Origin of the sequence: Acidovorax facilis (genome assembly GCF_050626955.1) — a bacterium.
Classification (GTDB): Bacteria; Pseudomonadota; Gammaproteobacteria; order Burkholderiales; family Burkholderiaceae_C; genus Acidovorax; species Acidovorax facilis.
In genome coordinates this window covers 2,465,730-2,489,521 of record NZ_CP192460.1, presented here as the reverse complement: position 1 = coordinate 2,489,521, position 23,792 = coordinate 2,465,730, and the positions used below count along the sequence as shown (strand labels likewise).

Below are 23,792 nucleotides of genomic sequence, written 5' to 3'. Positions count from 1 at the left end.
GGAGACACACAGTTCCATGGATTCCATCGCTTCCCCCGCCGCACTGCAAGGCGTGCGCGTCATCGAAATGGGCCAGCTGATTGCCGGGCCGTTCTGCGGCAAGACGCTGGGCGAGTTTGGCGCCGACGTGATCAAGATCGAAGCGCCCGAGACCGGCGACCCGCTGCGCAACTGGCGCCTGATCAAGGAAGGCACCTCCGTCTGGTGGCAGGTGCAGTCGCGCAACAAGCGCTCGGTGGCGCTGGACCTGCGGCAAAAGGAGGGGCAGGACATCGCTCGCCAGCTGATCGCCGAGGCCGATGTGCTGGTCGAGAATTTCCGCCCCGGCACGCTCGAAGGCTGGGGCATGTCGCCCGAGGAACTGCACGCGATCAACCCCGGCCTGGTCATGCTGCGCATCTCTGGCTACGGCCAGACGGGGCCGTACCGCGACCTGCCAGGCTTTGGCGCCATCGGCGAGGCCATGGGCGGCCTGCGCCACCTGACGGGCGAGCCCGGCCGCGTGCCGGTGCGGGTGGGGGTGTCGATTGGCGACACGCTGGCGGCGCTGCACGGCACCATCGGCGTGCTCACGGCGCTGTACCACCGCAAGGTCAACGGCGGCAAAGGCCAGGTGATCGACGTTGCGCTGCACGAGGCGGTGTTCAACGTGATGGAAAGCCTGATCCCCGAATACAGCGCCTTTGGCGCCGTGCGCGAGGCCGCAGGCAGCGCGCTGCCGGGCATTGCGCCGAGCAACGCCTACCCTTGCACGGACGGCTGGGTGCTGGTGGCGGGCAATGGCGACAGCATTTTCAAGCGGCTGATGGATGCCATCGGCCGGCCCGACCTGGGCGCGGCGCCGGACCTGGCCAACAACACCGGCCGCGTGGCCCGCGTGGAAGAGATCGACGCTGCGATTGGCGCCTGGAGCGCGCAGCGCACCGTGCAGCAGGTGCTGGATGCGCTGGGCGCCGCCCGCGTGCCGGCGGGCAAGGTCTACACCGCCAAGGACATCGCCGAAGACCCGCACTACCGCGCCCGCGACATGCTGCTGACGCAGCAGACGCGCGACGGCTACAGCGTGGAAGTGCCGGGCATCGTGCCCAAGCTCTCGGGCACGCCCGGAACCATCCGCAGCAGTGCGCCGCATTTGGGCGATGACACCGATGCGGTGCTGGCCGAGGCAGGTTTGACGGCCGAACAGATCGCCCTGCTGCGCAACAAGGGGGTCATTCAATGAGTGCATCCAACACCGTGTGGCAAGGCGCGAACCGCCGCATCCACATGCAGGAGGTCGGCCTGCGCGACGGCCTGCAGATGGAGAAGGCCTTTGTGCCCACGGCCGACAAGATCGCTCTGTGCAATGCGCTGTCGGCAGCGGGCCTGTCCAAGATCGAGGTGACTTCGTTCACATCGCCCACCGCCATCCCCGCGCTGAAAGACGCCGAGGTCGTCATGCGCGAGATCACGCGCAGCCCTGGCACGGTCTACACCGCGTTGGTGCCCAACCTGCGCGGGGCAGAGCGCGCCATCGAGTCGCGCACGGACGAGGTGAACCTGGTCATGTCGGTCAGCGCCACGCACAACCTGGCCAACCTGCGCATGACGCCGGAACAGTCGTTTGCGGCGCTGGCGCAGGTGGTGGCCCTGGCGCAGGGCGCCAACGTGGCGGTGAATGTGTCGCTGTCCTGCGTGTTCGGCTGCCCCATGGAAGGCGATGTGCCCGAAGCCGACGTGTTCGGCTGGGTGCAGCGTTTTGTGGATATGGGCGTGCGTGGCATCACGCTGTGCGACACCACGGGCATGGCCTACCCCACGCAGGTGCACCAGATCACGGCGGCCGCCCGCGCGCGCTGGCCAGGCGTGGAGTTCACGCTGCACTTTCACAACACGCGCGGCATGGGCCTTGCCAACGTGCTGGCGGCCATCGATGCGGGCGCGGACCGGTTCGATGCCTCGCTGGGCGGCCTTGGCGGCTGCCCCTATGCGCCGGGCGCCAGCGGCAATGTGTGCAGCGAAGAGATCGTGCATGCGCTGGCGCTGATGGGCTACGACACCGGCGTGGACCTGGCCCGGCTGGTGGCAGCGGCGCAGCAGTTGCCTGTGCTCATCGGCCACGACATTCCGAGTCAGATCGCCAAGGCGGGTCCGCGCCTGGCGCTGCATTCGGTACCTGCGGATTTCGACGCCATCCGCGAAAGAGCGCTTTCGCGTTGAATGCGGGCGAGCCTGCATTCATTCACAACCACAGGAGACAAAAGCCATGACATTTCAAACGATGCTGTCCCGCCGACTCTTCACGGCTGCTATGTTGTGCTCTGCTGCCTTGGCAGCAGGCGCGCAGGACAAGTACCCGTCCAAGCCCATCACCGTGGTCGTGCCCCAGGCTGCGGGAGGCGCCAATGACGCCATTGCGCGCGTGGTGGCGCAAAAGCTCGGCGAGCAACTGGGCCAGAGCGTGATCGTGGAGAACCGCCCTGGTGCCGGCGGCACGCTGGCCACGGGCACCACCGCCCGCGCGCGCAACGATGGCTACACCCTGCTGCTGACGGCCGACAGCGCCCATGTGATTGGCCCCGCGCTGTACAAGAACCCCGGCTTTGACCCGGTGAAGGACTTTGCCCCCGTGGCCCCTGTCGCCACGGCCGGTTATGTGCTGGTGGCGCACCCGTCTTTTCCCGCCAACAACGTGGCCGAGCTGGTGAACTTGGCCAAGGCCAGCCCTGGCAAGTATTCGATTGCCTCGGCGGGCAACGGCACGCTGAACCACCTGATCGGCGAGATGCTGCAAAAGGCCGCTGGCATCCAGCTGCAGCACATCCCGTACAAGGGCTCTGCCGCAGCCGCCACCGACGTGGTGGGTGGGCAGGTGCCGCTGTCGGTGCAAAGCCTGCCGTCGGCCATCGCCTTCATCAAGACGGGCAAGCTCAAGGTGCTGGGCGTGGTCAATGAAAAGCGCGTGGCTGCGCTGCCCGATGCGCCCACCATTGGCGAGACGATCAAAGGCTTTGGCCAGGCGCCCTGGTACGCGTTGTTTGCCCCGGCCGGCACGCCTGCGCCCATCGTGGCCCAGCTGCAGGCCGAGGTGGCCCGGGCGCTGGAGCACAAGGACGTGGTGGACAAGCTGGCTACCGTGGGCTGTGAACCCTTCAAGGGCACGGCAGCCCAACTGGCGGCGCTTGTGCAGTCCGACCTGCCCAAGTGGAGCCGCGTGGTGAAGGACACCGGCGCCACCGTGGATTGAGCGCCTGAGATGGCTATGGCGGGTGCTGGCTGCCCAGCCGCCGCCCCGGAACGACATTCAACAACAGAGAAAGCGGAGACATCGCATGAACCTGCATCGCAAGCAATTCACGTCCCTGGCCCTGGCGGCCATCGCCACCGGCTTTTGGGGTTCTGCCCTGGCGCAAGGCGCCTACCCTACCAAGACAGTGACCATGGTGGTGCCCACCGCCGCAGGTGGCACCACCGACCTGTCGGCCCGGATGCTGGCCCAGGCCCTGGCGCCGGTGCTGGGCCAGTCGGTCATCGTGGACAACAAGGGCGGTGGCAACGGCAATATTGCCGCCAGCATCGTCAAACGCGCCGAGCCCGATGGTTACACCGTGTTCATGCAGTACTCGGGCTACCACGTCATCTCGCCCCACATCACCAAACAAAAGCAGTGGGACCAGGCCGACTTTCAGCCCGTGGCCAACGTGATCTCGGCCCCGCAGATCATCGTGGTGCGCAACGACCTGCCCGTGAAGACGCTGCCTGAGCTGATGGCCTATGCCAAGGCCAACCCCGGCAAGCTCAATTACGCCTCATCGGGCAATGGCTCGCTGCAGCATGTCACGGGCGCCATGCTGGAGCAGCAGGGCGGCATCAAGATGGTCCACGTGCCCTACAAAGGCACGGGCCCCGCGCTGCAGGACCTGCTGGGTGGGCAGGTGGACCTGACTTTTGGCACCGCGCCTCCGTTCATGCCCCACATCGCCAGCGGCAAGCTGCGCGTGCTGGCCGTGACGGGCAAGCAGCGGCTGCCCAGCCTGCCCGATGTGCCCACCACGGCCGAGGCGGGTTACCCCAAGGTCGATGCCACGTCGTGGTTCGCGTTGTTTGTACCCGCTGCAGTGCCCAAGCCGGTGGTGGACAAGCTCACTGCCGACATCCGCACCGTGGTGCAAAGCGCAGCCTTCCAGCAAAAGGCGCAAGAGCAAGGCGCCACGGCCGACTACCAGACCCCGGCGCAGCTGGGTGACAAGGTCAAGGCGGACCTTGCCAACTGGGCGCAGGTGGTGAAAAGCTCGAAGATCGAAGCAGAGTAGTGGTCAAATTGGCTGCTAGCGCTTGATGCGTAAGCGCTAGTAGCTATTTTTTTCATAGTACACAGGCCAGGCTGCGCGCGGGGCCACAATACGCGCCATGTCCCATTCCGAAGAACTGCTGGCGCAGGTGGCTGCGCTGCCCGCGCTGCCGGGCGTGTACCGCTATTTCGACGCCCAGGGCGCGCTGCTGTATGTAGGCAAGGCGCGCCACCTCAAGCGGCGCGTGTCGAGCTACTTCACCAAGAACCATGGCGGCACGCGCATCGGCCACATGGTCAGCAGGATCGTGCGCATGGAGACCACGGTGGTGCGCTCCGAGGCCGAGGCGCTGCTGCTGGAAAACAACCTCATCAAGACGCTGAACCCCAAGTTCAACATCCTGTTCAGGGACGACAAGAGCTATCCCTATCTCAAGATCACAGGCACGCCCACGGCCAGCGGCAATGCGCCCGCCCAAGTGTTTCCGCGCATGGCTTATTACCGGGGTGCGGTCGATAAGAAGCACCGCTATTTCGGTCCGTACCCCAGCGCCTGGGCGGTCAAGGAAACCATCCAACTGCTGCAAAAGGTGTTTCGCCTGCGTACCTGCGAAGACACGGTGTTTGCCAACCGCACGCGGCCCTGCCTGCTATTCCAGATCAAGCGCTGCACCGGGCCTTGTGTGGACTTGATCTCGCCTGAGGCCTATGCCGCCGACGTGCAGCATGCCGAGGCACTGCTGCGCGGCGAAACGCAGGAGGTGATTAAGGCCATGGAGGTGCGGATGATGGCGCATTCCGACAGGCTTGAATTTGAGCAGGCCGCCGATGTGCGCAACCAGATCCAGGCGCTGTCGCGGGTGCTGCACCAGCAGTCCATCGAGATTGCGGACGACAAGGATGTGGACATCTTGGCCGTACGCGTGCAAGGCGGCCGCGCCTGTGTGAACCTGGCCATGGTGCGCGGCGGGCGGCATCTGGGAGACCGGCCGTATTTCCCGGTGCATGTGGAAGACGCTGCCGCCGTGTTCGAGGAAGAGGGCGGTGACGGCACCGATGAGAATACTCCGGCCGTGCCCTTTCGCCGTGTCGAGGTGCTGGTGCTCGAAGCGTTCATCGCCCAACATTACATCGGCGTGCCGGTGCCGCCGGTGCTGGTCACCAGCGAACCAGTGGACAAGGCGTTGCTGGAGGCACTGGGCGACCAAAGTGGTGTGCGCGTGACCGCCATCCACCAGCCGCGCGAGCAGCGCCGCGCCTGGCTGGACATGGCGCAAAAGAATGCCGACCTGCAACTGGCCCGCCTGCTGGCCGAAGAGGGCTCGCAACAGGCGCGCACGCGTGCCCTGGCCGAGGCGCTGGATCTGCCGCCCGAAGATCTGGACCAGCTCACCATCGAGTGTTTTGACATCTCGCACACGGCGGGTGAATCCACCCAGGCATCGTGTGTGGTGTTCCATCACCACAAGATGCAGAGCAGCGAATACCGCCGCTACAAAATCGAAGGCATTACGGGCGGCGACGACTATGCCGCCATGCGCCAGGTGCTGACGCGCCGCTACAGCAAGGTGGCCGAGGCCGCGCGGGAAGCTGGGGGCATCGACTTTGCGGCCAACTCCGCGCCCGGGGGTGAAGAGCCCACCAAGCCCAAAGGTGTGGCACGCCTGCCCGATCTGGTGCTCATCGACGGTGGCAAGGGCCAGGTGGGCGTGGCGCGCGAGGTGTTCACCGCGCTGGGGCTGGATCTGACCCGCATCGTGGGCGTGGAAAAGGGCGAGGGCCGCAAGGTGGGTCTGGAAGAGCTGGTGTTTGCAGATGGCCGCGAGAAGGTCTACCTGGGCAAGGACTCGGCGGCGCTGATGCTGGTGGCGCAGATCCGCGACGAGGCCCACAGGTTTGCCATCACCGGCATGCGCGCTGCACGGGCCAAGGTGCGGGTGGGTGGTGGTCAGCTCGAAGAAATTGCGGGGGTGGGCCCCAAGAAGCGTGCACGGCTGCTGCAGCGTTTTGGCGGGGTGCGCGGTGTGGCTGCGGCCAGTGTGGAGGACCTGGTCACCGTGGACGGCATCTCGCGTGAGCTGGCCGAAGAGATCTATCGCGCCTTGCGTTGAGCCCCCGGCCGGACTGCTCGCCTGCCGTGACACAATCGACCCATGTTCTGGACTATCCCCACCTTGATGACCTGGACGCGCATCGTCGCGATACCTTTGATCGTGGGGGTGTTCTACGCGCCGCTGGACCCGGCCACGCGCAACCTCATTGCCACCGTGATGTTTGTGGTGTTCGCAGCCACCGACTGGCTGGACGGCTACCTGGCCCGCAAACTGAACCAGACCTCGTCGTTTGGCGCCTTTCTGGACCCGGTGGCCGACAAGTTTCTGGTGTGTGCATCGCTGCTGGTGCTGGTGCATCTGCAGCGTGCCGATGTGTTCGTTGCGCTCATCATCATCGGCCGCGAGATCGCCATATCAGCCCTGCGCGAATGGATGGCGCAGATCGGCGCGAGCAAGAGCGTTGCTGTGCACATGATCGGCAAGGTCAAGACTACGGTGCAGATGGTGGCCATCCCCTTCCTTCTTTATGACGGGCGCCTGTTCGGCGTCATCGATACCGGCGTGTGGGGCACCTGGCTCATCTGGGCCTCGGCTGTGCTCACGGTCTGGTCGATGGTGTACTACCTGCAAAAGGCATTGCCAGAAATCCGGGCGCGTGTGAAGTAGCAGGAGTGTGGCGCGCGCATCCCGTCGGTGGTTTTGCGGATGAATGCGGGGGACTGTGGCCTGCGCTGCATTGTCGGAACTGGGGTGTCAATACGGAGTGCTGCCCATACGGCGTGTTTGAGACAAAAACGCCCCACAAGCCCTGTCGCAGCGTGAAATACGACTAGAATTCACCCCAACGCTGCGCCAAACCAGCGTGTTGTATTGACACCCGGAAACTCGATGGCTTTAATCTGATGCAGCAGCCACTGCTGTGTATGCCAGTCATTCCCCCGTCTGTTTTCAACCAGCCTCCGGCTGCGCTTTCGGACGTGTGAAGACCAGATATCCGCGAGACATTCCATCAACTCTTTTCCGAGAGGCTTCTTGTGAACAAAACCGAACTGATTGAGCACATCGCTACCAACGCCGACATCTCCAAGGCCGCCGCTGCTCGTGCCCTGGAATCCACGATCGAGGCCGTCAAGAAGACCCTGAAGAAGGGCGGCACCGTTTCGCTCGTCGGTTTCGGTACCTTTGCGGTCGGCAAACGCGCTGCTCGCACGGGCCGCAATCCCCGTACCGGCGCTACGATTAAAATCAAAGCTGCTAAAGTTCCAAAGTTCCGTCCTGGCAAGGCATTGAAAGATGCCTTGAACTGAGGATCAGTTTAGGTGGGGTCCTTAGCTCAGTTGGTAGAGCGGCTCCTTTACACGGAGTAGGTCGGCGGTTCGAGACCGTCAGGACCCACCACCACCGAACAAAGGCGAACGCAAGTTCGCCTTTTGTTTTTTGCCTTCTGAAAGATCGACCATGTTTGAATCCATCCGCAAGCACTCCAAGATCGTGATGATCTTATTGTTCTTGCTGATCATTCCATCGTTTGTGCTGGTAGGCATTGACAGCAACTACTTCTCTGAAAAGAGCCCAGTGGTGGCGCGCGTCGATGGCGACAAGATCAACCAGACTGACTGGGACAATGCCCATCGCATGGAGACCGACCGCATGCGTGCGCAGTCTCCCTCGGTCGATCCCAAGCTTCTTGACTCTCCCCAGGCCCGCTACGCCACGCTCGAGCGCCTGGTGCGCGACCGCGTGCTGGCAGCTGCCGCCAAGGAAATGCACCTGGTGACGAGTGATTCGCGGCTGGCACGCAGCCTGCAGGAGATTCCCGCCATTGCAGGGCTCAAGCGCGCTGACGGTACGCTGGACGCAGAAGCCTATCGGGCCCTGGTGGGTACGCAAGGTTTGACGCCGGAAGGCTTCGAGGCCAATGTCCGCCGCGATCTGTCGATCAACCAGGTCATCGGTGGTGTGATGGGTACCGCCTTCAGTACCAATGCCCAGGTCAAGCTCGCGCTGGACCCGCTCTATGAGCAGCGAGAAATCCAGGTGGTGCGCTTCAAGTCTGCAGATTTCTCTGCCAAGGTTGCGCCCACGGATGCAGATCTGGAGTCCTACTACAAGGCAAATCCCGCAAAGTTCCTTCAGATGGAGCAGGCTTCGGTGGAGTATGTGGTTCTGGACCTCGACAGCGTGCGTTCCGGTATCACCCTCAATGAGGACGACTTGCGCACCTACTACAAGGAAAACGTTGCGCGCATGGCTGGCAAGGAAGAGCGTCGCGCCAGCCACATCCTGATCAATGCCTCCAAGGACGCATCGTCTGCCGACCGTGAGAAGGCCAAGGCACGTGCGACGGAACTGCTGGCCCAGGTGCGCAAGGCGCCAGCCACGTTTGCGGATGTGGCCAAGAAGGCCTCGGACGACAAAGGATCGGCCACCGCAGGTGGCGATCTGAATTTCTTCGGACGGGGCGCCATGGTCAAGCCGTTTGAAGACGCGGCCTTTGCCCTCAAGAAGGGTGAAATCAGCGATTTGGTGGAAACCGACTTCGGTTACCACATCATCCAGCTGACCGACATCAAGGCACCCCGCCAGCCTTCCTTTGAAGAACTGCGCCCCACCATGGAAGCCGAACTCAAGCAGCAGCAGGCGCAGCGCAAGTTTGCCGAGGTGGCGGAGTCATTCACGAACAGCGTGTATGAACAGGCAGACAGCCTCAAGCCGGTGGCAGACAAGCTCAAGCTCAAGGTGCAGACCGCGTCTGGCCTCACCCGCACGCCAGCTCCTGGCGCGGTGGGACCACTGGCCAACCCCAAGTTCCTGGAAGCACTTTTCTCTTCGGATTCGGTGCAGAACAAACGCAACACCGAGGCCGTGGAAATAGGTCCCAGCCAACTGGCTGCTGGCCGTGTGGTGCAGTACACCCCCGCCAAAACCCTGCCGCTGGAAGAAGTGCGAGCCCGCGTGCGCGAACTGTATGTGGGGCAGAAAGCCTCTGAATTGGCGCGCAAGGATGGCGAAGCCAAGCTGGCTGCGTGGAAAGCGGCCCCGGCAACCGCCAGCGGCCTCGGTGCCCCCATCCAGATTTCGCGTGAGCAGGTCCAGAACCTGCCCCGTCCTCTGATTGATGCAGCGTTGCACGCGCCGACAGCCGACGCTCTCCCAGCCTGGGTTGGTGTGGACCTGGGGAGTGAGGGTTATGCCGTGGTCAAGGTGAACCGTGTAGTGCCTCGGCCGGCTCCAGAGGGCCAGCGCGCGCAACAGGAGCGGCAGCAATATATGCAGTGGTGGGCTTCGGCGGAAGGCCAAGCGTACTACGAGATGCTCAAGAAGCGTTTCAAGGCGGAGATCAAAGCGCCGCGACCCTCGGCCACTTTGCAGGCCGCTGCAGAAAATTAAGCAAATTGGTCTTGGGGCTCAAATCCCAGGCTATAATACAAAGCTACGGTGGCTGTAGCTCAGTTGGTAGAGTCCAGGATTGTGATTCCTGTTGTCGTGGGTTCGAGCCCCATCAGCCACCCCAAATCAGAAAAAGCGCCGCAACAAATGTTGCGGCGCTTTTTTGTTTTGGGCCTCCAGCATGTGAGGGGCAGTCCGGAGCCATTACTTCAGCCCACTCTTCGAACAGTCTTTCTTGGCGGGATTTGGGTAGTGCCGGGATGTAGCGCGTCGTATGCAGCGCATACTGCGTCTTTAGCTTTTTCTGGAGTCTTCCATGAGCCTTTTGATCCGCGACGCGTCGCCCAGCGAAAAACGTGGCAACGCCATGTCAGCAGCCCTTGCCAAGGAGCAGCTGGAGTACGCGGTCCAGATCGTTCGGGAGGTTTTGCCTCAGAGTGCGGGCGATGGCGCGCTCATTGGCGCGGTGGTCCAGGCCATCGCCATGAACTACGCTGCCGTCCCGCAGCCAAACCGATAGTGCTCCGAATTTTGATGGAAGGGAGTGTCCTTTCAGGCATCAGTGCATGAAATGTCCGCGCCGAAGTAGAACTGAGCCACCGCGCCGCTTGAATCGTGAGCCAGGGGTGGAAGCCGACGCTGTGATGGTCGGTTGTGAACCGCATTCCACGCTGTGGCTGTGCCGTCTCCTGATCCATTGAACGCTGATGATCCTGACGCTGAGAATCGACAAGATAGAACCCGGCAACTACCGGGCCCAAGTATTTGACGGCCTTGAGGAGCTGGGTGAGTTCGGAGCCCCGGGAGGACATAGACAACTTCACCAGCTTGGCGCCTTGCATCGCCCTTCGGGAGCTGGAGGGGCCGACCTTTTCACCACCCCAAAACCGACCTTACATGGGCCGTGCCCGCAACTTTGGCTTAGGCTGGATCAAAGACATCCTCTACACTTCAAATGATACGTATTCTTATGAAGGGGTGGAGATGAATTTGCGAGACGTTGGCGTGGGCTTGATTTTCTTCCTGGGAGCGAACCTAGCTCAGGCTGTTTACACGATCAACATCAATCAGGTGGGGCCTGATCTTGTGATGAGTGGCTCAGGCTCGATAAACACCAGTTCTTTCTCCTCCGTGGGCCTCATTGGACCGTGTCTTCTTGGTGATGGATTCATCGGTACAAATGCCCTCTGCATTGGCTCAGATACAAACGGAGATTGGTATCCTGGGGCGCTGTCGCCTGGCATTTCGCTGCCTGCTGTAGTGCCGACCGCTGGGTCAAGCTCTTCGGGGCCCAACGTGTTTCTCCTGGGAACTGAGCTGTACCTACCGGAAAACTATGTTTCTGCGTCTCCGATCATCAATCAAACGATTTTTGCAGGCACGACGTTGGCAGCGATTGGCCTTAACGTGGGGACTCAAACGTTGTTCGTGCCATCTGGCGACGAGATCATCATCAATGTGGGGGTAGCGCCACCCGCCGCTCCAGCTAGCATTCCTACGCTCGGTGAGTACACCTTACTTGGACTGTCGTCATTGCTGGCTATGCTGGGCATGGTAGCTATGCGGCGTCAGCGGGGCTAAGTGACGTCCGCAATCGGAAGAAATCTGGTCCTGGGCGACGGGCCCACAGGATCTGCACCTTCATCCTCAATTTCGCCAACGTAGTCCGGCCCTGATTGGGGGAGCTGGGGCTGCGGGGGGATAGTCGGCGTCTCGGTACTGGGCGGCAGGTCGCCCGGGGGAAGGGGATAGGTCTCGGGGACCTTGTGGGCTGGGTGTTCGTTCGGGTCGGTGGCCATGGCGAGCTCCTTGTGGAAAGAGTTCATTGGGACACTCGCCTGTGTCGGCCGTCGTAGGAGGTCATCCATATAGAACGACCGTCCAGAGCTGGCTTCAGGCGTGAGCTAGTTGGTCAAAGTCCGCCAGCGGCATCTCGGTGCCATCGTGGGCCACAAGAACGCCAGCAGTGGCATCCGATACCTCTATCGGGCTGCCATTGAATTTGCCTTGCTCTGGCTTCACGCCATTCATTGGCACGCAGCCATAGAGGCGGCACAGAAGCAGATCGTCGGCCTGGGCCCTGGTCAGGACCAGCTTCTGCGGTTGCGCCGTACCGTGTGCGCGGAATGCGTTTGTCGCGCGGCGGTGGGTGTCTGCCATGCCTGGGCGGCAGGGTGGGAGGTCTACGATGTTCTGGGCGGCCATGCCTGCGATTTTGTCAGGATGGCGTCGCATCAATCGAAAATTCTTCCCCGATTCTTCCCTGGCGCAATGCAGAAAAGGTGTTTTTCAGAGGGGATGGGCCCGGAGGAGTTCACAAAGTTCCTTGAAACCCGCATGAATGCTTGGTTTCATGTTTTCGATTTAGAAAAGTACCGTCAAAAGTACCGTCATTTGTGAAAGTGCCCTTTGTGTTGCGTTCAAAGGACAGCGTGCCGCTGTTGTGCAATTGCATGAGCAGGTCGTAGAGTGCACTCCACACTTGGCCGCCTGCGCTGTACATTGGGTTGAAAAAGCAATAACCCACCACACTGCACTTAGCTCATTGCGCGACATGGCTACTTCGACCCAAAGTAATAGGTTCTCTGACGCCAGCCCCTCGTTCCCATATCAGTCGTCTGAGGCGTCTCACTATCTAGGGATTCCTGATAGTCCCGTAGTCCACTTGGCAATCACGCGGTTGGCAGAGCGTCTACTCTTGACGACTTTCCCTCGGGATGAGCCAAGCGAAATGGCACGAATCGCTGCTTTACGCTGCGCTTCATATGGCGTCCTCATGAGGCATTCGTTTGAAGCAATTGAATACCGATTCGGTGTCTACATCGATCTTCCTAGACACGATGCTGCATTTGATAGGGCTGAGAAGGCGAATTCAGTCGACTGGATGGGCGAAGCGATATCACAGCTAGAGTCCGAAGGCGTGGACATAGCGAGCGGTGTAAGGCAACAAGCGACTCCCTACGGATGGAAAGAGGCAAAGTGACAGGCGGTGGACGCTAACGTGTCCCGCGCAGCGTTGACAGGACTACCCCTATTCGTCTTGCGGAATTGATCTAGGTAGATGCTCGGAGAGCCACTCCTTGTGCTTTCGTAGAGCCTGATTCAATTCTTTGGCGAGTCTCCGCTCCTCTGACCTTCGCCCACCGCTGTAGGCATTACGCGCTGCGGTAGCCTTCCCGGTGCTGCTTGTTGGACCGGTGGATTTCCGCCATGGTTTCCATCTCTGGATGGCCTCGCGCTGGCGTTGTCGTTGCTCCTGCGTCCATGTGCGTGCTGCCATGCCCTGAATCCTCTAATAGTTCGTTCTGCTGTGTTTCTGTTTTTCTCACGCGCGTGCTGGTGTTTCTTGTTGTCGTTTTGTTGTTGATCTGTTGCGGCCCGTGGGCAATGTTGGCTTGCTTGGCAAAGATCACTGGCGGGTTCTTGATGGCGGCCAGGGTCTCCAGCGTGGCGCGGCATTGGCCCTGGGCCTTGAGTGCCAGCCGCATATAGCGCTCTGTGGCGTCCAGATACTCGCCCATGTTCAGCGCGGCCCGCCGGGCCAACTCGTTAAAGATGGCGTCCAGTGTTGCGGCCTGCGCCGTGAGGGTGGTTTCTGCGTGCTTGAGGTCGCCGCCGTGGGTGGTGTCCACGCGCTTCTTGAGCGTCATCACGCACTCGGTCACGTCCAGCGCACCAAACGTGCCCTTTGCGAACGTGCGTGCAGTCATTGCGTTGGCCGCAACGCTGCCCAGCGCCATTGCCGCGATCTGGGCGGCGTCAGTCTGCGCTGGGTCTTTGTGTAGCTGCAGGGTGTTGGGGTCGGGGTTGCCACTCGGCGCTGCCGGGGCCTGGGCCTTTTTCTTCATCGTGCTTGCTCCTTGAATCCTGTGCAGTGCTGCAGCATCACCACCAGCCCATGTGCCAGCCCTGCGTCTGCAGCGCGGGTGCCTATGGCCGCTTGCTTCCAGTTGCCGCAGCTCCAGCGTTCCACGCCTTGCAGATGGGCGCACTCCAGGCACTGTCGGCGGTGGTCGCCGTCCCTGTCACGCAGTACCAGCTTGTCGGCCAGCGCTTCGGCATCGTCCAGGGTCAGCCCCTTGTCGGTGAAGCGCGCCAGCCGCGCCGTGAAGGTGTCAATCTCCGCCGTGTTCATCGCAGAGCCACGGGGCCAGCACCAGCGGTCAGGGTCTGCGTTCGCTTCGTTAGCCGGTGGCTGTTGCGGGGCTGCAAAGTTTTCAGAAGCCCCATGGGGGCACGCTACAAAACCTACAAAACCGGGTTCTGTAGGTTTCGTAGCGTCGGCGTTCGGGTTGGGGGCCGATTTCAGGCGCTGTAGCCACTTCATCGCGCGCCCCCTTTCACCAGCACGGGGTGCAATGCATATCGCTCGCCGGGCCTGCCACCTGTCGCGCCGCTGGGCGTGGCCTCGCGTTCCAGCCAGCCATAGTCGGCCAGCAGGTCGGCGGCCTTGCGTACAGCGTCTGGTGTGCCCAGTCCTGCCCAGTGTTTCACCGCAATCTGTCGGGGCGTGAAGGCATTCAGCAAAGCCCCGTCACTGTCGGCCAGCTTGCCCGCCTTGATCTTGTCCAGCAGTTGCTTGGCGGCGCTGGTTTCGGGCATCACTGCCGCTGCATACAGGCGCTCGGCATGGGTGCGCAGGTAGTCGGCCCACGCTAACGCGCGGATCAGCTCGCGCCCATGGATCAGGTGTCCACTTTCGGGCGTGTCCACCAGGGCAAACATCAGAGCCAGGGCGGGCACCAGCTTGCGGTATTTGGCTAGGTGCGACACCAGCGCCGGGTGTAGTTCTTCACCGCGCAGCTCGGTTTCAAAAGGGATCAGCCATTCTTCAAACAATGCCTGTGCATCGGCGGTAAAGCGCCATTCCTGTGCATCGCTGTCGGTGACTGGCTGCAGTTGATTCAGGCGCTCAAACACCGCCCATGCAGCTTGTTTTGCGGGGGTGTCGGGCCACCGATCCACATAGACAAAATCGCGGTTCACATCGGGCCACACCGTGAGCCCAAAGCGCTGCAGCAGGCCATCATCACCCGCACCACCAGCCACGGCGTCGCGCACATAGCTTTGCACCTTGCCGGGCTGGATCCCGCCCAGCATCGCCAGACATACGCGGGGCACAAACGATTCACCGCGCCCGATGCGGTCCACGGCATGGCCTTGGTTGCCGTCATAGCCCGTCAGGTAGAAGCCGCGTGCGCCTTCTTGGCCTTGCTTGTCCATGCTGCACAGCAGGCCGTGAATCTCATCACGATAGACCAGCGTGCCCCATGGGTTCACAGTCAGCAGCTCGGCCAGTTTCTCCACCGTGGCATCGTTCACCACATAGCGCCGCATGGTGGGCTCTGCGGTCAGATTGTCCACTGGCTGCAGCAGCGCCCGCGCTTTGGCTGGGTCTTTGGCGGCTTGGGCTGCAGCCTGTTTTTCGTTGGCCTTGGCGGCCAGCTCGGCTACCTTGCAATCGAGTTGCCAGGCTTCGTGCGCGGCCTGCCATTGTTCCCGCTCTGTTTTTTCAAGGCGCTGCAGGGGCTTCAGTACCTCGCTCAGTGCGGGCGACTTCATCACACCAGGGCGGCCCACGATGGCGCCCCACAGGTTGGGCGTCACGGCCCAATCGTCGCGGGCCTTGGGTTTGACCACAGCACGCGCACCGATCAGGCTGGATAGAGCCACCATGGCCCCCACCGCCGTAAAGTCGGGCGGGCACTGCATACGGTCTGCAATGTCTGCCACCCAACCCCGCAGCGCCTCGGGTAGCAGCGCTGCATCAAACGGCGCCACGGGTGGCAGGCCACTGGGCAGGGGCACGGGGTCAGGCCAGCCGCAGTCGGTGGGTGCGGTCACGGCACTATCAATGCACGCCTTCACCGCGTCCAGCCCGCGCAGTTGGTGCAGGTCGTTAAAGTCCGTCGCCTTCTCTGGGCGGCTGTCGCCAAAGTCAGGTTTTGACAGGTCGCCGCCCACCGCCTGCGCCGCCTCGGCGGCTTTGGTCAGGCCGGGGTTTCCATCGGTGTGCCAGTCATCGTCGGCGGCCACGATGATGCGCAGCGCAGGGTATTTGCCGTGCAGCGCCTGGGCCACGGGCAGCAGGTTGCCCGCGTTGAAGGCCACCGCCACCGCGTGCCCCGTGGCTTCGTGGATGCTCGCCCCAGTGGCGAAGCCCTCGCACACCACCAGCACGCCCTGGGGCTTGCCCATGGAGTGGTAGCAGCCCGCCACGCGCCCGCCGGGCATGAATCGCTTGTCGCCATCGGGCGCAATGGTCTGCAGGCTGTGCAACGTGCCGTCCACATCACGCAAGGGGATCACCAGCCGGTGCCCATCACACCGGGCGCCGTGGGGCTGTATGCCCTTGCGTGCCAGGTACTCATGCTGCATGGCGGGTGCTGCGGCCTGCCACAGCGCCGCCGCTGTCTGGCGCGCCTGCTGCTGGCGTTGGGCTTGCTCTGCATCGCGCTGTGCCTTCATGGCCTTGATGCGCTGGCGGTGTGCATCGCGCTCTGCCTGGGTCATGGCTGTGTCGGGCTTGCTGCTCCAGGTCTGTGACCAGCCATTGCGCCAGCAGCCAAACACGCCCGCTGCGATGCCGTCCGGGTGCAGTACATACCAGCCCGAATCGTCGCCGCGCTTGCCGCTGGTACTGAAGCGGTGCAGGCTGCCGTCGGCTTCGATGGTGGGTGGGGGTGGCAGGCCCGCCGCCTCCATCGCAGTGCTGAATCCATCAATGGCGCTATGCATGGTTGCCCCCCTTGGGTTCCAGCACGTAGAGCCCCACGCGGTGTTTGCCGCCGCCTTCGGTTTCCACCGTCTGCCAGTGCGTGCGGATCACATCACCGGCATGGCGCAGTTGCATCACCCGTGCGCGCGGGTCGTAGCAGTCCAGATAGCGTGAAGCCTCAAATGTGGTGAGTGCAAAGCGGGCCAGCGCTGCCCGGATGCGTGTGCATTGCGCCGTGGTGTCGGTGCCCGGATGCGCGGCCAGAATCTCGGCCAGTGCCTGCCGCTTGGTTGCGTCGGTGTGCATGGTGTGCCCCCTTACGCATTGGCGGTGTGTTGGTTGATCCACGCGCGCACGTCACCCACCTTCCAGGCCGTCACGCGATCAGACAGCCGGTGCGGCTTGGGGAACGTGCCCGCCTTCACCTTGCGCCATAGCGTGGGGGCGCTGAAGGGCAGGGGGGCCGGGCTGTCGGGGCGCTTGGGGCTCTGCACCAGTTGCGCTTCGCGGATGAAAGCGCTGTCGGGCAAGGCGTCGAATATGGAAGGCGCAGCGCCTTGGATGTTGTGGCGGATCACTGCAGCACCTCCTTTGCGGATTGATTGCTGCGCGTGCGTGTTGCACTTTCCAGATATTGCGCCACGGCCTTGCGCGGGTAGAGGTATCGATTACCTAGCAGTATGTACGCGGGGCCCGTTCCGCGCTTGCGCCATGCCTCCACCGTGCTTTGGGACAGCTTGCCCAATAGCATCACGTCCGTTTCGGTCAGGCAGTCCAGTTTGTCTGTCAATGAGCGCAGGCGGTCTAGCTGACACTCTGCGGCTTGTTGAATGGTGTTTTCCATTTCCCATTTCCTTTCTGGCATACGCCAAAAGTGATTGATGGGTGAATGGTTCTATTTTTTGAATAGAAAACATATAGCACTTTACTTGCAGAGTACGCATTCTACTAGCGCCGTACGTACTCTACTTGCTGAGTTCAGACTCCCATTCTTTGCACCAGCGTTCGATTACACGCTGGCTTTCAAGTCCGACTTCGCCTCCTTCTTCATGCGGGAATTTATCCAACATGTCCCTAGCAAAAGCGGATTTGCTTTTGTACTGGTTTGGCTTGCTCTGCCAAGCATCCCAGCATTCCTTCACTTTCTGCTTCGCGGCTTGCTTCGGATCATTTTTCAAACGCGCGGCGGTAGCCTTGTCCAATCGGTCCCAGTCTCTTTGTTGGGCAGAATATGCCGCGACATGTACGCCCATCCAAAAACTGACCTGCCCATACCATGAGATGCTGCCTTTCAAGCTGTTGCCCGCAACCGCTAGCTTTGCCTCACTTATTGAACTCATTGCTAGCAGTAGACTCAGCCTTATCTCAATTTCGGCGGCATTCAACTTGTAGTCCACAGGTTTGCAGGCAGCAATTTTAAGAATGCGCTCCGGTATATCTTCTGAAAAATCCTCCTTTTCTAAGGATCTCTTCAGAGATAAATGCAGTGCTTGTCGTTTTTTGAAATCGCCCTCAACATAATTGGTTATGGCTTCTTCGGCCTCCTCAAACGACGGGTCGTTATCGGATGCAAGAAAAATATCATCCCAATACTCTTTTAGCTGTTTGTGATGTGAATTTAAAAGACTCTGAATAAAAAATAACGTACCGATTTTCGAAACTGTCATCGCGTTCCCTCACGCTCCCCAAAAAGGTGCCAGCCCAGCCCGCAGGGAAACGGGTTTTCGGGGATCAGCCTAGGGCTGGCAATTTGGTCAGTGTTGCATCACGCAGCCCCATGCAATGCGATCACATCGGCACCTTTGCGTAACTTGTCCAAGTAGTCCGCCCACTCTTTCATCATCCTGCGCCGCTGCTCCATGAATTCCGCCCGGTCGTAGGCTGCCCCCAGCGGCCCCGATTTGCCGTGCGCCAGTTGGGCTTCGATCACATCCGCAGATATGCCGTGGATGCGCTCAATCATCAGCGTCCGCGCCATCGCCCGAAACCCGTGGGCACTCATCTCGTCGGAGGCAAAGCCCATGCGCCGCAGGGCTGCATTGATGGTGTTGTCGCTCATTGCCCGCTCGCCCGTGCGTAGGCTGGGGAACACGTAGCGGCCATGGCCGGTGAGGGGCTGCAGCTCTTTCAGGATGGCGATGGCCTGCGGTGCCAGGGGCACAAAGTGCGGCCTGCCGTTGAGCTTCTGCGCCAGTCGCCGCTTCATGTCCTGGGACGGAATGGTCAGCAGGGCCTTGTCGAAGTCAATCCACGCCCATTCCATCTGCCGGATGTTGCCGGGGCGCTGAAAGAGCAGGGCAGACAGTGCCAGCGCCGCCTTGGTCATAGGCTGGCCGGTGTAGCCATCAATGGCCCGCAGCAGCTCGCCCGCCTTGGCAGGCTCCAGCACGGCAGCCATGTGCTTGACCACGATGGGCTTGAGTGCGCCGTGCAGGTCGTTCACGGGGCTGCGCTCGGTGCGCCCGGTCTGCACACCGTAGCGGAACACCTGCCCGGCGGTCTGGCGCAGGGTGTGGGCGGTTTCGTTGGCGCCGCGCTTCTCTACCTTGCGCAGTGCGTCCAGCAGCACGGGGGCGGCGATGGCGGGCAGGGTTAGCTTGCCGATGTGCGGGAACAGGTCTTTCTCCATGCGCTCGATCCACCGCGCCGCGTAGCGGGGGCTCCAGCCGCTGGCCTGGGTGGCGTGGAATTCACGGGCCACGGCTTCAAAGGTGTTGGCTGCTGCTACGCGGGTTGCCAGCTTTTCGGCCTTCTTGGCTGCGCTGGGGTCGAGTCCTTCGGCCAGGAGTTCGCGGGCTTCTTCACGGCGCTTGCGGGCCTTCGCCAAAGAGACTTCGGGGTACACGCCTAATGCAATTGTCTTGCGTTTATCGGCGTGGGTGTAGTCCATCCGCCAGTACTTGCCGCTGGCCTTGACCAGTAGGTACATGCCCCCGCCATCGGTGTGCTTGTCCCCGCTGGCTTTGCCGCTGTGCTTCACCTGTCTAACGAATGTGTCTGTGAGTGCCATTGCTTCCCCTGCTAACGGTATCTGGGGTGCGGTACTTCAGAGATACCGTCAGAGATACCGTTTTTTTGACGGTATCTCATGGTACGTAGTGAAATGGCCTGAGACAACAAAAAACCCGCAATGCTAGGAAACATGCGGGTTCTGAGAGGTTGTGAGACTGTCTGAAATGCTACTTTGGCCTGCCCGGAGGGACTCGAACCCCCGACCTATAGCTTAGAAGGCTATTGCTCTATCCAGTTGAGCTACGGGCAGTAGACAAGCTTTTGGCAGAGAAGCGCCTACTTGCTTGTATTGCAAAACATTTCGCAACTGCGCTGTAGCGCAGACCGCGAATCATACCCTGCGTACGGAGCTGGCCCGAAGACGGCGGCTCCGATGTCGGTAGTAGCAAAAGCCCGGTGGATGCGGGTATAACGAGGTCACCTACCCGCTAACGCATTCCCCCACTCCGCCCGCACCATGCCGCACAGCGTCACGCTCATACACACCATCGCTGCCGCGCTGGGGCTGGCCCTGGCGTTGGGTTTTGTGGCTACGCGGTTGCGGTTGCCAGCGTTGATCGGGTATCTGCTGGCGGGCGTGGTCATCGGGCCGTACACACCTGGTTTTGTGGCAGATGCGGCAATGGCCAGCCAGTTGGCTGAAATCGGCGTGATGCTGTTGATGTTTGGCGTCGGCCTGCATTTCTCGTGGGGTGATCTGCTGGCCGTGCGCAAGATTGCGGTGCCCGGGGCGGTGGTGCAGATGATGGTGGCCACGGCGCTGGGCATGGCTTTGGCCACCTGGTGGGGCTGGGGCTTGGGTGGGGCTTTGGTGTTTGGCTTGGCGCTCTCGGTGGCTAGCACGGTGGTGCTGTTGCGTGCGCTGGAGACCCTGGGCATTCTGGACAGTCACACCGGGCGGATTGCCGTGGGCTGGCTGGTGGTGGAAGACCTGGCCATGGTGTTGGTGCTGGTGTTGCTGCCGCCGCTGGCAGGCTGGCTGGGTGGCGGCAAAGGGGGGGAAGGTTCCGCCGCCCAGGGCGTGGATGGCGCGGCGCTGTGGCAGACCTTGGGATGGACGTTGCTGCAGGTTGGAGGGTTTGTTGCGCTGATGCTGCTGGTGGGGCGCCGTCTGTTCCCTTGGGTGCTCTGGCAGGTGGCGCGCACGGGTTCGCGGGAGCTGTTCACGCTCTGTGTGGTGGCCGCTGCGGTGGGCATTGCCTTTGGGTCTGCCGCGCTGTTTGGGGTGTCGTTTGCGCTGGGGGCTTTTTTTGCCGGCATGGTGATGCGCGAGTCGGAATTCAGCCACCGGGCTGCGCAAGAGTCCTTGCCGCTGCGCGACGCTTTTGCCGTGCTGTTTTTTGTCTCGGTCGGCATGTTGTTCGACCCCTCCGTGCTGTGGAGCCGGCCAATGCAGGTGCTGGCGGTGGTGGCGATCATCATGCTGGGCAAGACGCTGGCTGCGGCAGCCCTGGTGCTGGCATTTCGCTACCCGCTCAATACGGCGCTCACCGTTTCGGCGAGCCTGGCGCAGATCGGGGAGTTCTCTTTCATTCTCGTGGCGCTGGGTTCGTCACTGGGGCTGCTGCCGCCCGAAGGGGCCAGCCTGGTGCTGGCGGGGGCGCTGATCTCGATGGCGCTCAATCCGATGCTCTTTCATGCCATTGCCCCGCTGCAGGCTTGGCTGCGTGCCCGCTCGGCGTTGGCGCGGCGGCTGGAGCAGCGCGACGATCCCCTGGCCGAACTGCCCATGAGCACCGACGCCCGCTATCTCGCGCGGCAAGTGGTGCTGGTGGGATACGGCAGGGTGGGGCGCCGCGTTGCCAATGTGCTGGTGGCCAGCGACATCCCGTTCGTGGTTGCCGAGCAGAACCGCGAACTGGTGGAGTCATTGCGGGAGTCCGGCATTGCAGCAGTGTTTGGTGATGCGGTGGACCCTGCCGTGCTCATTCAAGCGCACATCGCCCGCGCCGCCATGCTGGTCATTGCTACGCCGGACACCCTGAATGTGCGGCAGATCATCACCACCGCGCGCACACTGAATCCCCATATCGAAACCGTGGTGCGCAGCCACAGCGGCGATGAAGCGCGGCGGCTTGCGCAGGAGTGCGACAGCACGGTGTTCCTGGCCGACGAGGCGCTGGCCCAGGCGATGGCCCGCCATGTGCTGGAGCGTACCGAAGCACGCCTTGCGCGGCATACCCGCCCTGCATCGCTGCACGGCGGGGTCTGAATATCAGTATTTTTGGCTGCTAGCGCTTTATGGATAATCGATGAATGCTATTGTTTTTATAGTATTTTCGCTGTCGAGGCACTGGTTGCAGCCTCGCTGGCCTGCTTCTGCGCACTGCCCCCTGCGCCTTGGACGGCATTTCTGCCACCTGGACCCACGAGACCTTGCATTGTTCGTCGGTGGTGGGTTGCAGGCAGGCGCGTTCAAGGCTAGTTGATGTCTTCAAACACGAGGGCAGGGGGTGACATGATGCGCGCGGTATTTCCCAGCTCTTCAATCAGGTGGTTGGCGAAATAGCTGTTCTGCGTGTCGGGCTCCAGGGCGGCCACTGCCAGGTTGGCGCGGGGCTGGTTCAGTGGCACATAGAAGCTCCCCGCAGGCACGTCAATGGCACTGCGCACTGGCGATACCTGCACGCGAACAATGCCCTTGCCGCCAGCGATGGTGCCGATCACGTCCTGCCGGTCGCCGGACTCACGCGCTGTTTCGCGGTAGATATCGGCCAGTGCCGATCCAGATTCGGCCACGCGCATCACCTGCAGGCCGAGCATTTTCAAGCGCTCAACGGCGGCGTTGGAGCCGGCCGACAGCCAGTAGCCGCACGGGCGGGCGCGGGTTTTGGTGGGGCGCAAGGTGAGGGATGAGTTCCAGTCCACCCGGATGGCGCGGTCTGCACCCGTTTCGGGGTCCAGGAAGTCCAGCTCGCGCTGGGTGGGGGTGGCCGCTGCTTCTACCACCACTTGGTCGCGGCAGGCCTGGGCGCTCACGTCGCGAGCAACGAAGGATCGGACCTGCTCCAGATTGGCCGCCCGCTCGGCGGTGCTGCGCAGTGCACTGGTGATGGCTGTGACCTGCGAATGCACGCGGCGCTGGATGTGCATGCGCCCGATGCCCACACCCCGTGTTTCGATCAGCAGGCTGACAGTGTTCTTCAGGCCGTTCACATTGCGGCCGGTGTCGGGTTGGGTGCCCCCCATGGAGATGCGTTTGTCGTCCGGGTTCGTTGAGGTGGTGTAGTACCAGTCGCTGGTCAGGCCCTGGGCCTTCAGGGCCGCCACCATGGGCTGGTGGTACCACTCCTGCGAGGCCTTGGTCAGAAACTCGGGGTAGTTCGCGGTGGTGGTGTACTGCAGCAGGGCGTCATAACGCTGGATGGCGTTGAATTTCTGCAGGTAGCGGCCCACCACCGTGTATTCATGGGCATCCACCACCAGGATGGGGCGGTAGTCGTTCACCACCTTGGCCAGAGCGCGGGCCTCGGGGGTGTTCAGCAGCAGGTGGTCGCGGTTCATGTCCACGCCATTGGCCGTGACGCGGGTGCCAACGGCGGCGCCATCGGGGTTGGCGCGCGGCACTACCACCACGTTGATCCGGTCCAGCAGGGGTTCCAGCAGGCCATGGGTCAGTTCACGGCTGATCACGAGCAGAGCTTCGCTGCCTGCGGGCTCGTCGCCGTGCTGCTGGCCGACGAGCACTACGGTGGGCCGCCCGCTGGTGTCCAGGTTGACGGGTTCCGTGCCCGCAGCGCGGGTCACCAGCAGGCCCAGGATGGGTTCACCGCGCTGCGACATGCCCAGGTTGAGCAGCTTGGTGCGCGTGGGCCCACGGGGAGCCGGATCGGCCAGGGAGTGCAGCCACTGGCCCAGCTCGGCATTGGTGGTGAAAGCTCTGCGGTCCGGTCCCAGGCCGGGTGTGCTGTAGGCCATGGGTGGATCAGGGAACCGGGCCGCCACGGCCGCACCGTAGGGGGGCGCCATCGGGCCTTCGTTTTGCACGACCAGCGGCGCGGGTGGTGGCAGCGGGCTGGCGATCGCCCCTTGGCGCGGGGCCTGCGCCTGTGGGGCCTGGCCCAAGGGCGCTGGCACCACCGTACCTGGCTGAACGCGGGGCAAGGGGGCCGGCGCGCTGGTTCGCGTGGCTGGCGCTGATGGCCAGGGTGGCAGCGGGGTGCTGGAGCACGCCGTCAGCAGCACGGCTGCCAGCAACGCCGAGACCTTCCAGGGCATGCGCTGTGGGCGAGCCGGTGGCGGCAGGGCCGATGACGCTTCTGGTGGGGTGCGGTGAGGGTTGGAGTACATGTTCATGGTGGTATCTGCCTTCTGAGGCCTGACCGGGCGGCTTTGTTACGGCGATGTT

21 protein-coding genes and 3 tRNA genes are annotated in these 23,792 nt (G+C 62.4%); 14 read left to right on the top strand and 10 right to left on the bottom strand.

What is annotated here, in order from left to right; genetic code table 11:
* Positions 1 to 16: 16 nt before the first annotated feature.
* From ACQ4MJ_RS11220 to ACQ4MJ_RS11160, 13 genes are all read left to right on the top strand, one after another.
* On the top strand, positions 17 to 1,222 hold the full coding sequence (locus ACQ4MJ_RS11220; protein ID WP_431152626.1) for a CaiB/BaiF CoA transferase family protein: 1,206 nt from the start codon (positions 17 to 19) through the stop codon (positions 1,220 to 1,222).
* Entirely contained in the window at positions 1,219 to 2,199 is a 981-nt protein-coding gene (locus ACQ4MJ_RS11215; protein ID WP_431152627.1) for a hydroxymethylglutaryl-CoA lyase, read from the top strand. Before ACQ4MJ_RS11220 ends, ACQ4MJ_RS11215 begins: the two co-directional genes overlap by 4 nt.
* A 46-nt stretch (positions 2,200 to 2,245) precedes the next feature.
* Entirely contained in the window at positions 2,246 to 3,226 is a 981-nt protein-coding gene (locus tag ACQ4MJ_RS11210) for a Bug family tripartite tricarboxylate transporter substrate binding protein (protein WP_431152628.1), read from the top strand.
* An 85-nt stretch (positions 3,227 to 3,311) separates the two neighbouring features.
* A complete protein-coding gene (locus ACQ4MJ_RS11205) occupies positions 3,312 to 4,292 on the top strand; it encodes a Bug family tripartite tricarboxylate transporter substrate binding protein (RefSeq protein WP_121419688.1) in 981 nt (326 codons plus the stop codon).
* Positions 4,293 to 4,389: 97 nt separating this feature from the next.
* Positions 4,390 to 6,381 (top strand): excinuclease ABC subunit UvrC, encoded by a 1,992-nt coding sequence (gene uvrC / locus ACQ4MJ_RS11200; protein ID WP_431152629.1) that lies wholly within the window; start codon positions 4,390 to 4,392, stop codon positions 6,379 to 6,381.
* A gap of 42 nt (positions 6,382 to 6,423) precedes the next feature.
* Positions 6,424 to 6,990 carry a CDP-diacylglycerol--glycerol-3-phosphate 3-phosphatidyltransferase gene (gene pgsA, locus ACQ4MJ_RS11195; RefSeq protein ID WP_055400785.1) on the top strand — a complete coding sequence of 189 codons (567 nt, stop codon included), beginning with the start codon at positions 6,424 to 6,426 and terminating at the stop codon, positions 6,988 to 6,990.
* A 368-nt stretch (positions 6,991 to 7,358) separates the two neighbouring features.
* Entirely contained in the window at positions 7,359 to 7,631 is a 273-nt protein-coding gene (locus ACQ4MJ_RS11190; protein ID WP_008906675.1) for an HU family DNA-binding protein, read from the top strand.
* A gap of 15 nt (positions 7,632 to 7,646) precedes the next feature.
* Positions 7,647 to 7,722: transfer RNA gene (locus ACQ4MJ_RS11185), tRNA-Val, on the top strand.
* Positions 7,723 to 7,782: 60 nt separating this feature from the next.
* Positions 7,783 to 9,714, top strand: coding sequence for a SurA N-terminal domain-containing protein (locus ACQ4MJ_RS11180; RefSeq protein WP_431152630.1), 1,932 nt, complete (start codon positions 7,783 to 7,785; stop codon positions 9,712 to 9,714).
* A gap of 48 nt (positions 9,715 to 9,762) precedes the next feature.
* Positions 9,763 to 9,838: transfer RNA gene (locus tag ACQ4MJ_RS11175), tRNA-His, on the top strand.
* Between the two features lie 192 nt (positions 9,839 to 10,030).
* Positions 10,031 to 10,234 carry a hypothetical protein gene (locus tag ACQ4MJ_RS11170; RefSeq protein WP_369642248.1) on the top strand — a complete coding sequence of 68 codons (204 nt, stop codon included), beginning with the start codon at positions 10,031 to 10,033 and terminating at the stop codon, positions 10,232 to 10,234.
* A 377-nt stretch (positions 10,235 to 10,611) separates the two neighbouring features.
* Positions 10,612 to 11,295 (top strand): IPTL-CTERM sorting domain-containing protein, encoded by a 684-nt coding sequence (locus ACQ4MJ_RS11165; RefSeq protein WP_431152631.1) that lies wholly within the window; start codon positions 10,612 to 10,614, stop codon positions 11,293 to 11,295.
* Between the two features lie 327 nt (positions 11,296 to 11,622).
* Positions 11,623 to 12,114, top strand: coding sequence for a hypothetical protein (locus ACQ4MJ_RS11160; RefSeq protein WP_431152632.1), 492 nt, complete (start codon positions 11,623 to 11,625; stop codon positions 12,112 to 12,114).
* A gap of 755 nt (positions 12,115 to 12,869) precedes the next feature.
* Here the strand turns inward: ACQ4MJ_RS11160 and ACQ4MJ_RS11155 are convergent.
* The 9 genes from ACQ4MJ_RS11155 to ACQ4MJ_RS11115 form a co-directional block, all read right to left on the bottom strand.
* Positions 12,870 to 13,562, bottom strand: coding sequence for a hypothetical protein (locus ACQ4MJ_RS11155; RefSeq protein ID WP_431152634.1), 693 nt, complete (start codon positions 13,560 to 13,562; stop codon positions 12,870 to 12,872).
* On the bottom strand, positions 13,559 to 13,849 hold the full coding sequence (locus ACQ4MJ_RS11150) for a hypothetical protein (protein WP_431152635.1): 291 nt from the start codon (positions 13,847 to 13,849) through the stop codon (positions 13,559 to 13,561). Before ACQ4MJ_RS11150 ends, ACQ4MJ_RS11155 begins: the two co-directional genes overlap by 4 nt.
* Positions 13,850 to 14,037: 188 nt before the next feature.
* On the bottom strand, positions 14,038 to 16,452 hold the full coding sequence (locus ACQ4MJ_RS11145) for a DUF3987 domain-containing protein (RefSeq protein ID WP_431152636.1): 2,415 nt from the start codon (positions 16,450 to 16,452) through the stop codon (positions 14,038 to 14,040).
* The gene (locus ACQ4MJ_RS11140) at positions 16,445 to 16,738 is read right to left on the bottom strand and encodes a helix-turn-helix domain-containing protein (protein ID WP_431152637.1); all 294 of its coding nucleotides are present in this window, start codon (positions 16,736 to 16,738) and stop codon (positions 16,445 to 16,447) included. The genes ACQ4MJ_RS11145 and ACQ4MJ_RS11140 overlap by 8 nt, the downstream gene beginning before the upstream one ends.
* Before the next feature lie 11 nt (positions 16,739 to 16,749).
* The gene (locus tag ACQ4MJ_RS11135) at positions 16,750 to 17,010 is read right to left on the bottom strand and encodes a helix-turn-helix transcriptional regulator (protein WP_431152639.1); all 261 of its coding nucleotides are present in this window, start codon (positions 17,008 to 17,010) and stop codon (positions 16,750 to 16,752) included.
* A complete protein-coding gene (locus ACQ4MJ_RS11130; RefSeq protein WP_431152641.1) occupies positions 17,007 to 17,276 on the bottom strand; it encodes a helix-turn-helix transcriptional regulator in 270 nt (89 codons plus the stop codon). The genes ACQ4MJ_RS11135 and ACQ4MJ_RS11130 overlap by 4 nt, the downstream gene beginning before the upstream one ends.
* 121 nt (positions 17,277 to 17,397) lie before the next feature.
* Positions 17,398 to 18,099, bottom strand: a complete 702-nt coding sequence (locus ACQ4MJ_RS11125; RefSeq protein ID WP_431152642.1) for a hypothetical protein — start codon at positions 18,097 to 18,099, stop codon at positions 17,398 to 17,400.
* Between the two features lie 98 nt (positions 18,100 to 18,197).
* Positions 18,198 to 19,442: a tyrosine-type recombinase/integrase gene (locus ACQ4MJ_RS11120; protein WP_431152643.1), complete on the bottom strand. Its 1,245-nt coding sequence runs from the start codon at positions 19,440 to 19,442 to the stop codon at positions 18,198 to 18,200.
* A gap of 175 nt (positions 19,443 to 19,617) precedes the next feature.
* Positions 19,618 to 19,694 (bottom strand) — tRNA-Arg (locus ACQ4MJ_RS11115).
* A 207-nt stretch (positions 19,695 to 19,901) separates the two neighbouring features.
* On the opposite strand from ACQ4MJ_RS11115, the gene ybaL reads away from it, so the two are divergent.
* The gene (gene ybaL, locus ACQ4MJ_RS11110) at positions 19,902 to 21,656 is read left to right on the top strand and encodes a YbaL family putative K(+) efflux transporter (protein WP_431152644.1); all 1,755 of its coding nucleotides are present in this window, start codon (positions 19,902 to 19,904) and stop codon (positions 21,654 to 21,656) included.
* A gap of 209 nt (positions 21,657 to 21,865) precedes the next feature.
* Here the strand turns inward: ybaL and ACQ4MJ_RS11105 are convergent, their stop codons facing one another.
* A complete protein-coding gene (locus tag ACQ4MJ_RS11105) occupies positions 21,866 to 23,740 on the bottom strand; it encodes a M14 family zinc carboxypeptidase (RefSeq protein WP_431152645.1) in 1,875 nt (624 codons plus the stop codon).
* Positions 23,741 to 23,792 lie beyond the last annotated feature (52 nt).

Coding starts and splice junctions, on each gene's coding strand:
- ACQ4MJ_RS11220 (WP_431152626.1), top strand. CDS start 17: ATGGATTCCATCGCTTCCCCCGCCGCACTGCAAGGCGTGCGCGTCATC.
- ACQ4MJ_RS11215 (WP_431152627.1), top strand. CDS start 1,219: ATGAGTGCATCCAACACCGTGTGGCAAGGCGCGAACCGCCGCATCCAC.
- ACQ4MJ_RS11210 (WP_431152628.1), top strand. CDS start 2,246: ATGACATTTCAAACGATGCTGTCCCGCCGACTCTTCACGGCTGCTATG.
- ACQ4MJ_RS11205 (WP_121419688.1), top strand. CDS start 3,312: ATGAACCTGCATCGCAAGCAATTCACGTCCCTGGCCCTGGCGGCCATC.
- uvrC (WP_431152629.1), top strand. CDS start 4,390: ATGTCCCATTCCGAAGAACTGCTGGCGCAGGTGGCTGCGCTGCCCGCG.
- pgsA (WP_055400785.1), top strand. CDS start 6,424: ATGTTCTGGACTATCCCCACCTTGATGACCTGGACGCGCATCGTCGCG.
- ACQ4MJ_RS11180 (WP_431152630.1), top strand. CDS start 7,783: ATGTTTGAATCCATCCGCAAGCACTCCAAGATCGTGATGATCTTATTG.
- ACQ4MJ_RS11170 (WP_369642248.1), top strand. CDS start 10,031: ATGAGCCTTTTGATCCGCGACGCGTCGCCCAGCGAAAAACGTGGCAAC.
- ACQ4MJ_RS11165 (WP_431152631.1), top strand. CDS start 10,612: ATGGGCCGTGCCCGCAACTTTGGCTTAGGCTGGATCAAAGACATCCTC.
- ACQ4MJ_RS11155 (WP_431152634.1), bottom strand. CDS start 13,562: ATGAAGAAAAAGGCCCAGGCCCCGGCAGCGCCGAGTGGCAACCCCGAC.
- ACQ4MJ_RS11150 (WP_431152635.1), bottom strand. CDS start 13,849: ATGAACACGGCGGAGATTGACACCTTCACGGCGCGGCTGGCGCGCTTC.
- ACQ4MJ_RS11145 (WP_431152636.1), bottom strand. CDS start 16,452: ATGCATAGCGCCATTGATGGATTCAGCACTGCGATGGAGGCGGCGGGC.
- ACQ4MJ_RS11140 (WP_431152637.1), bottom strand. CDS start 16,738: ATGCACACCGACGCAACCAAGCGGCAGGCACTGGCCGAGATTCTGGCC.
- ACQ4MJ_RS11130 (WP_431152641.1), bottom strand. CDS start 17,276: ATGGAAAACACCATTCAACAAGCCGCAGAGTGTCAGCTAGACCGCCTG.
- ACQ4MJ_RS11125 (WP_431152642.1), bottom strand. CDS start 18,099: ATGACAGTTTCGAAAATCGGTACGTTATTTTTTATTCAGAGTCTTTTA.
- ACQ4MJ_RS11120 (WP_431152643.1), bottom strand. CDS start 19,442: ATGGCACTCACAGACACATTCGTTAGACAGGTGAAGCACAGCGGCAAA.
- ybaL (WP_431152644.1), top strand. CDS start 19,902: ATGCCGCACAGCGTCACGCTCATACACACCATCGCTGCCGCGCTGGGG.
- ACQ4MJ_RS11105 (WP_431152645.1), bottom strand. CDS start 23,740: ATGAACATGTACTCCAACCCTCACCGCACCCCACCAGAAGCGTCATCG.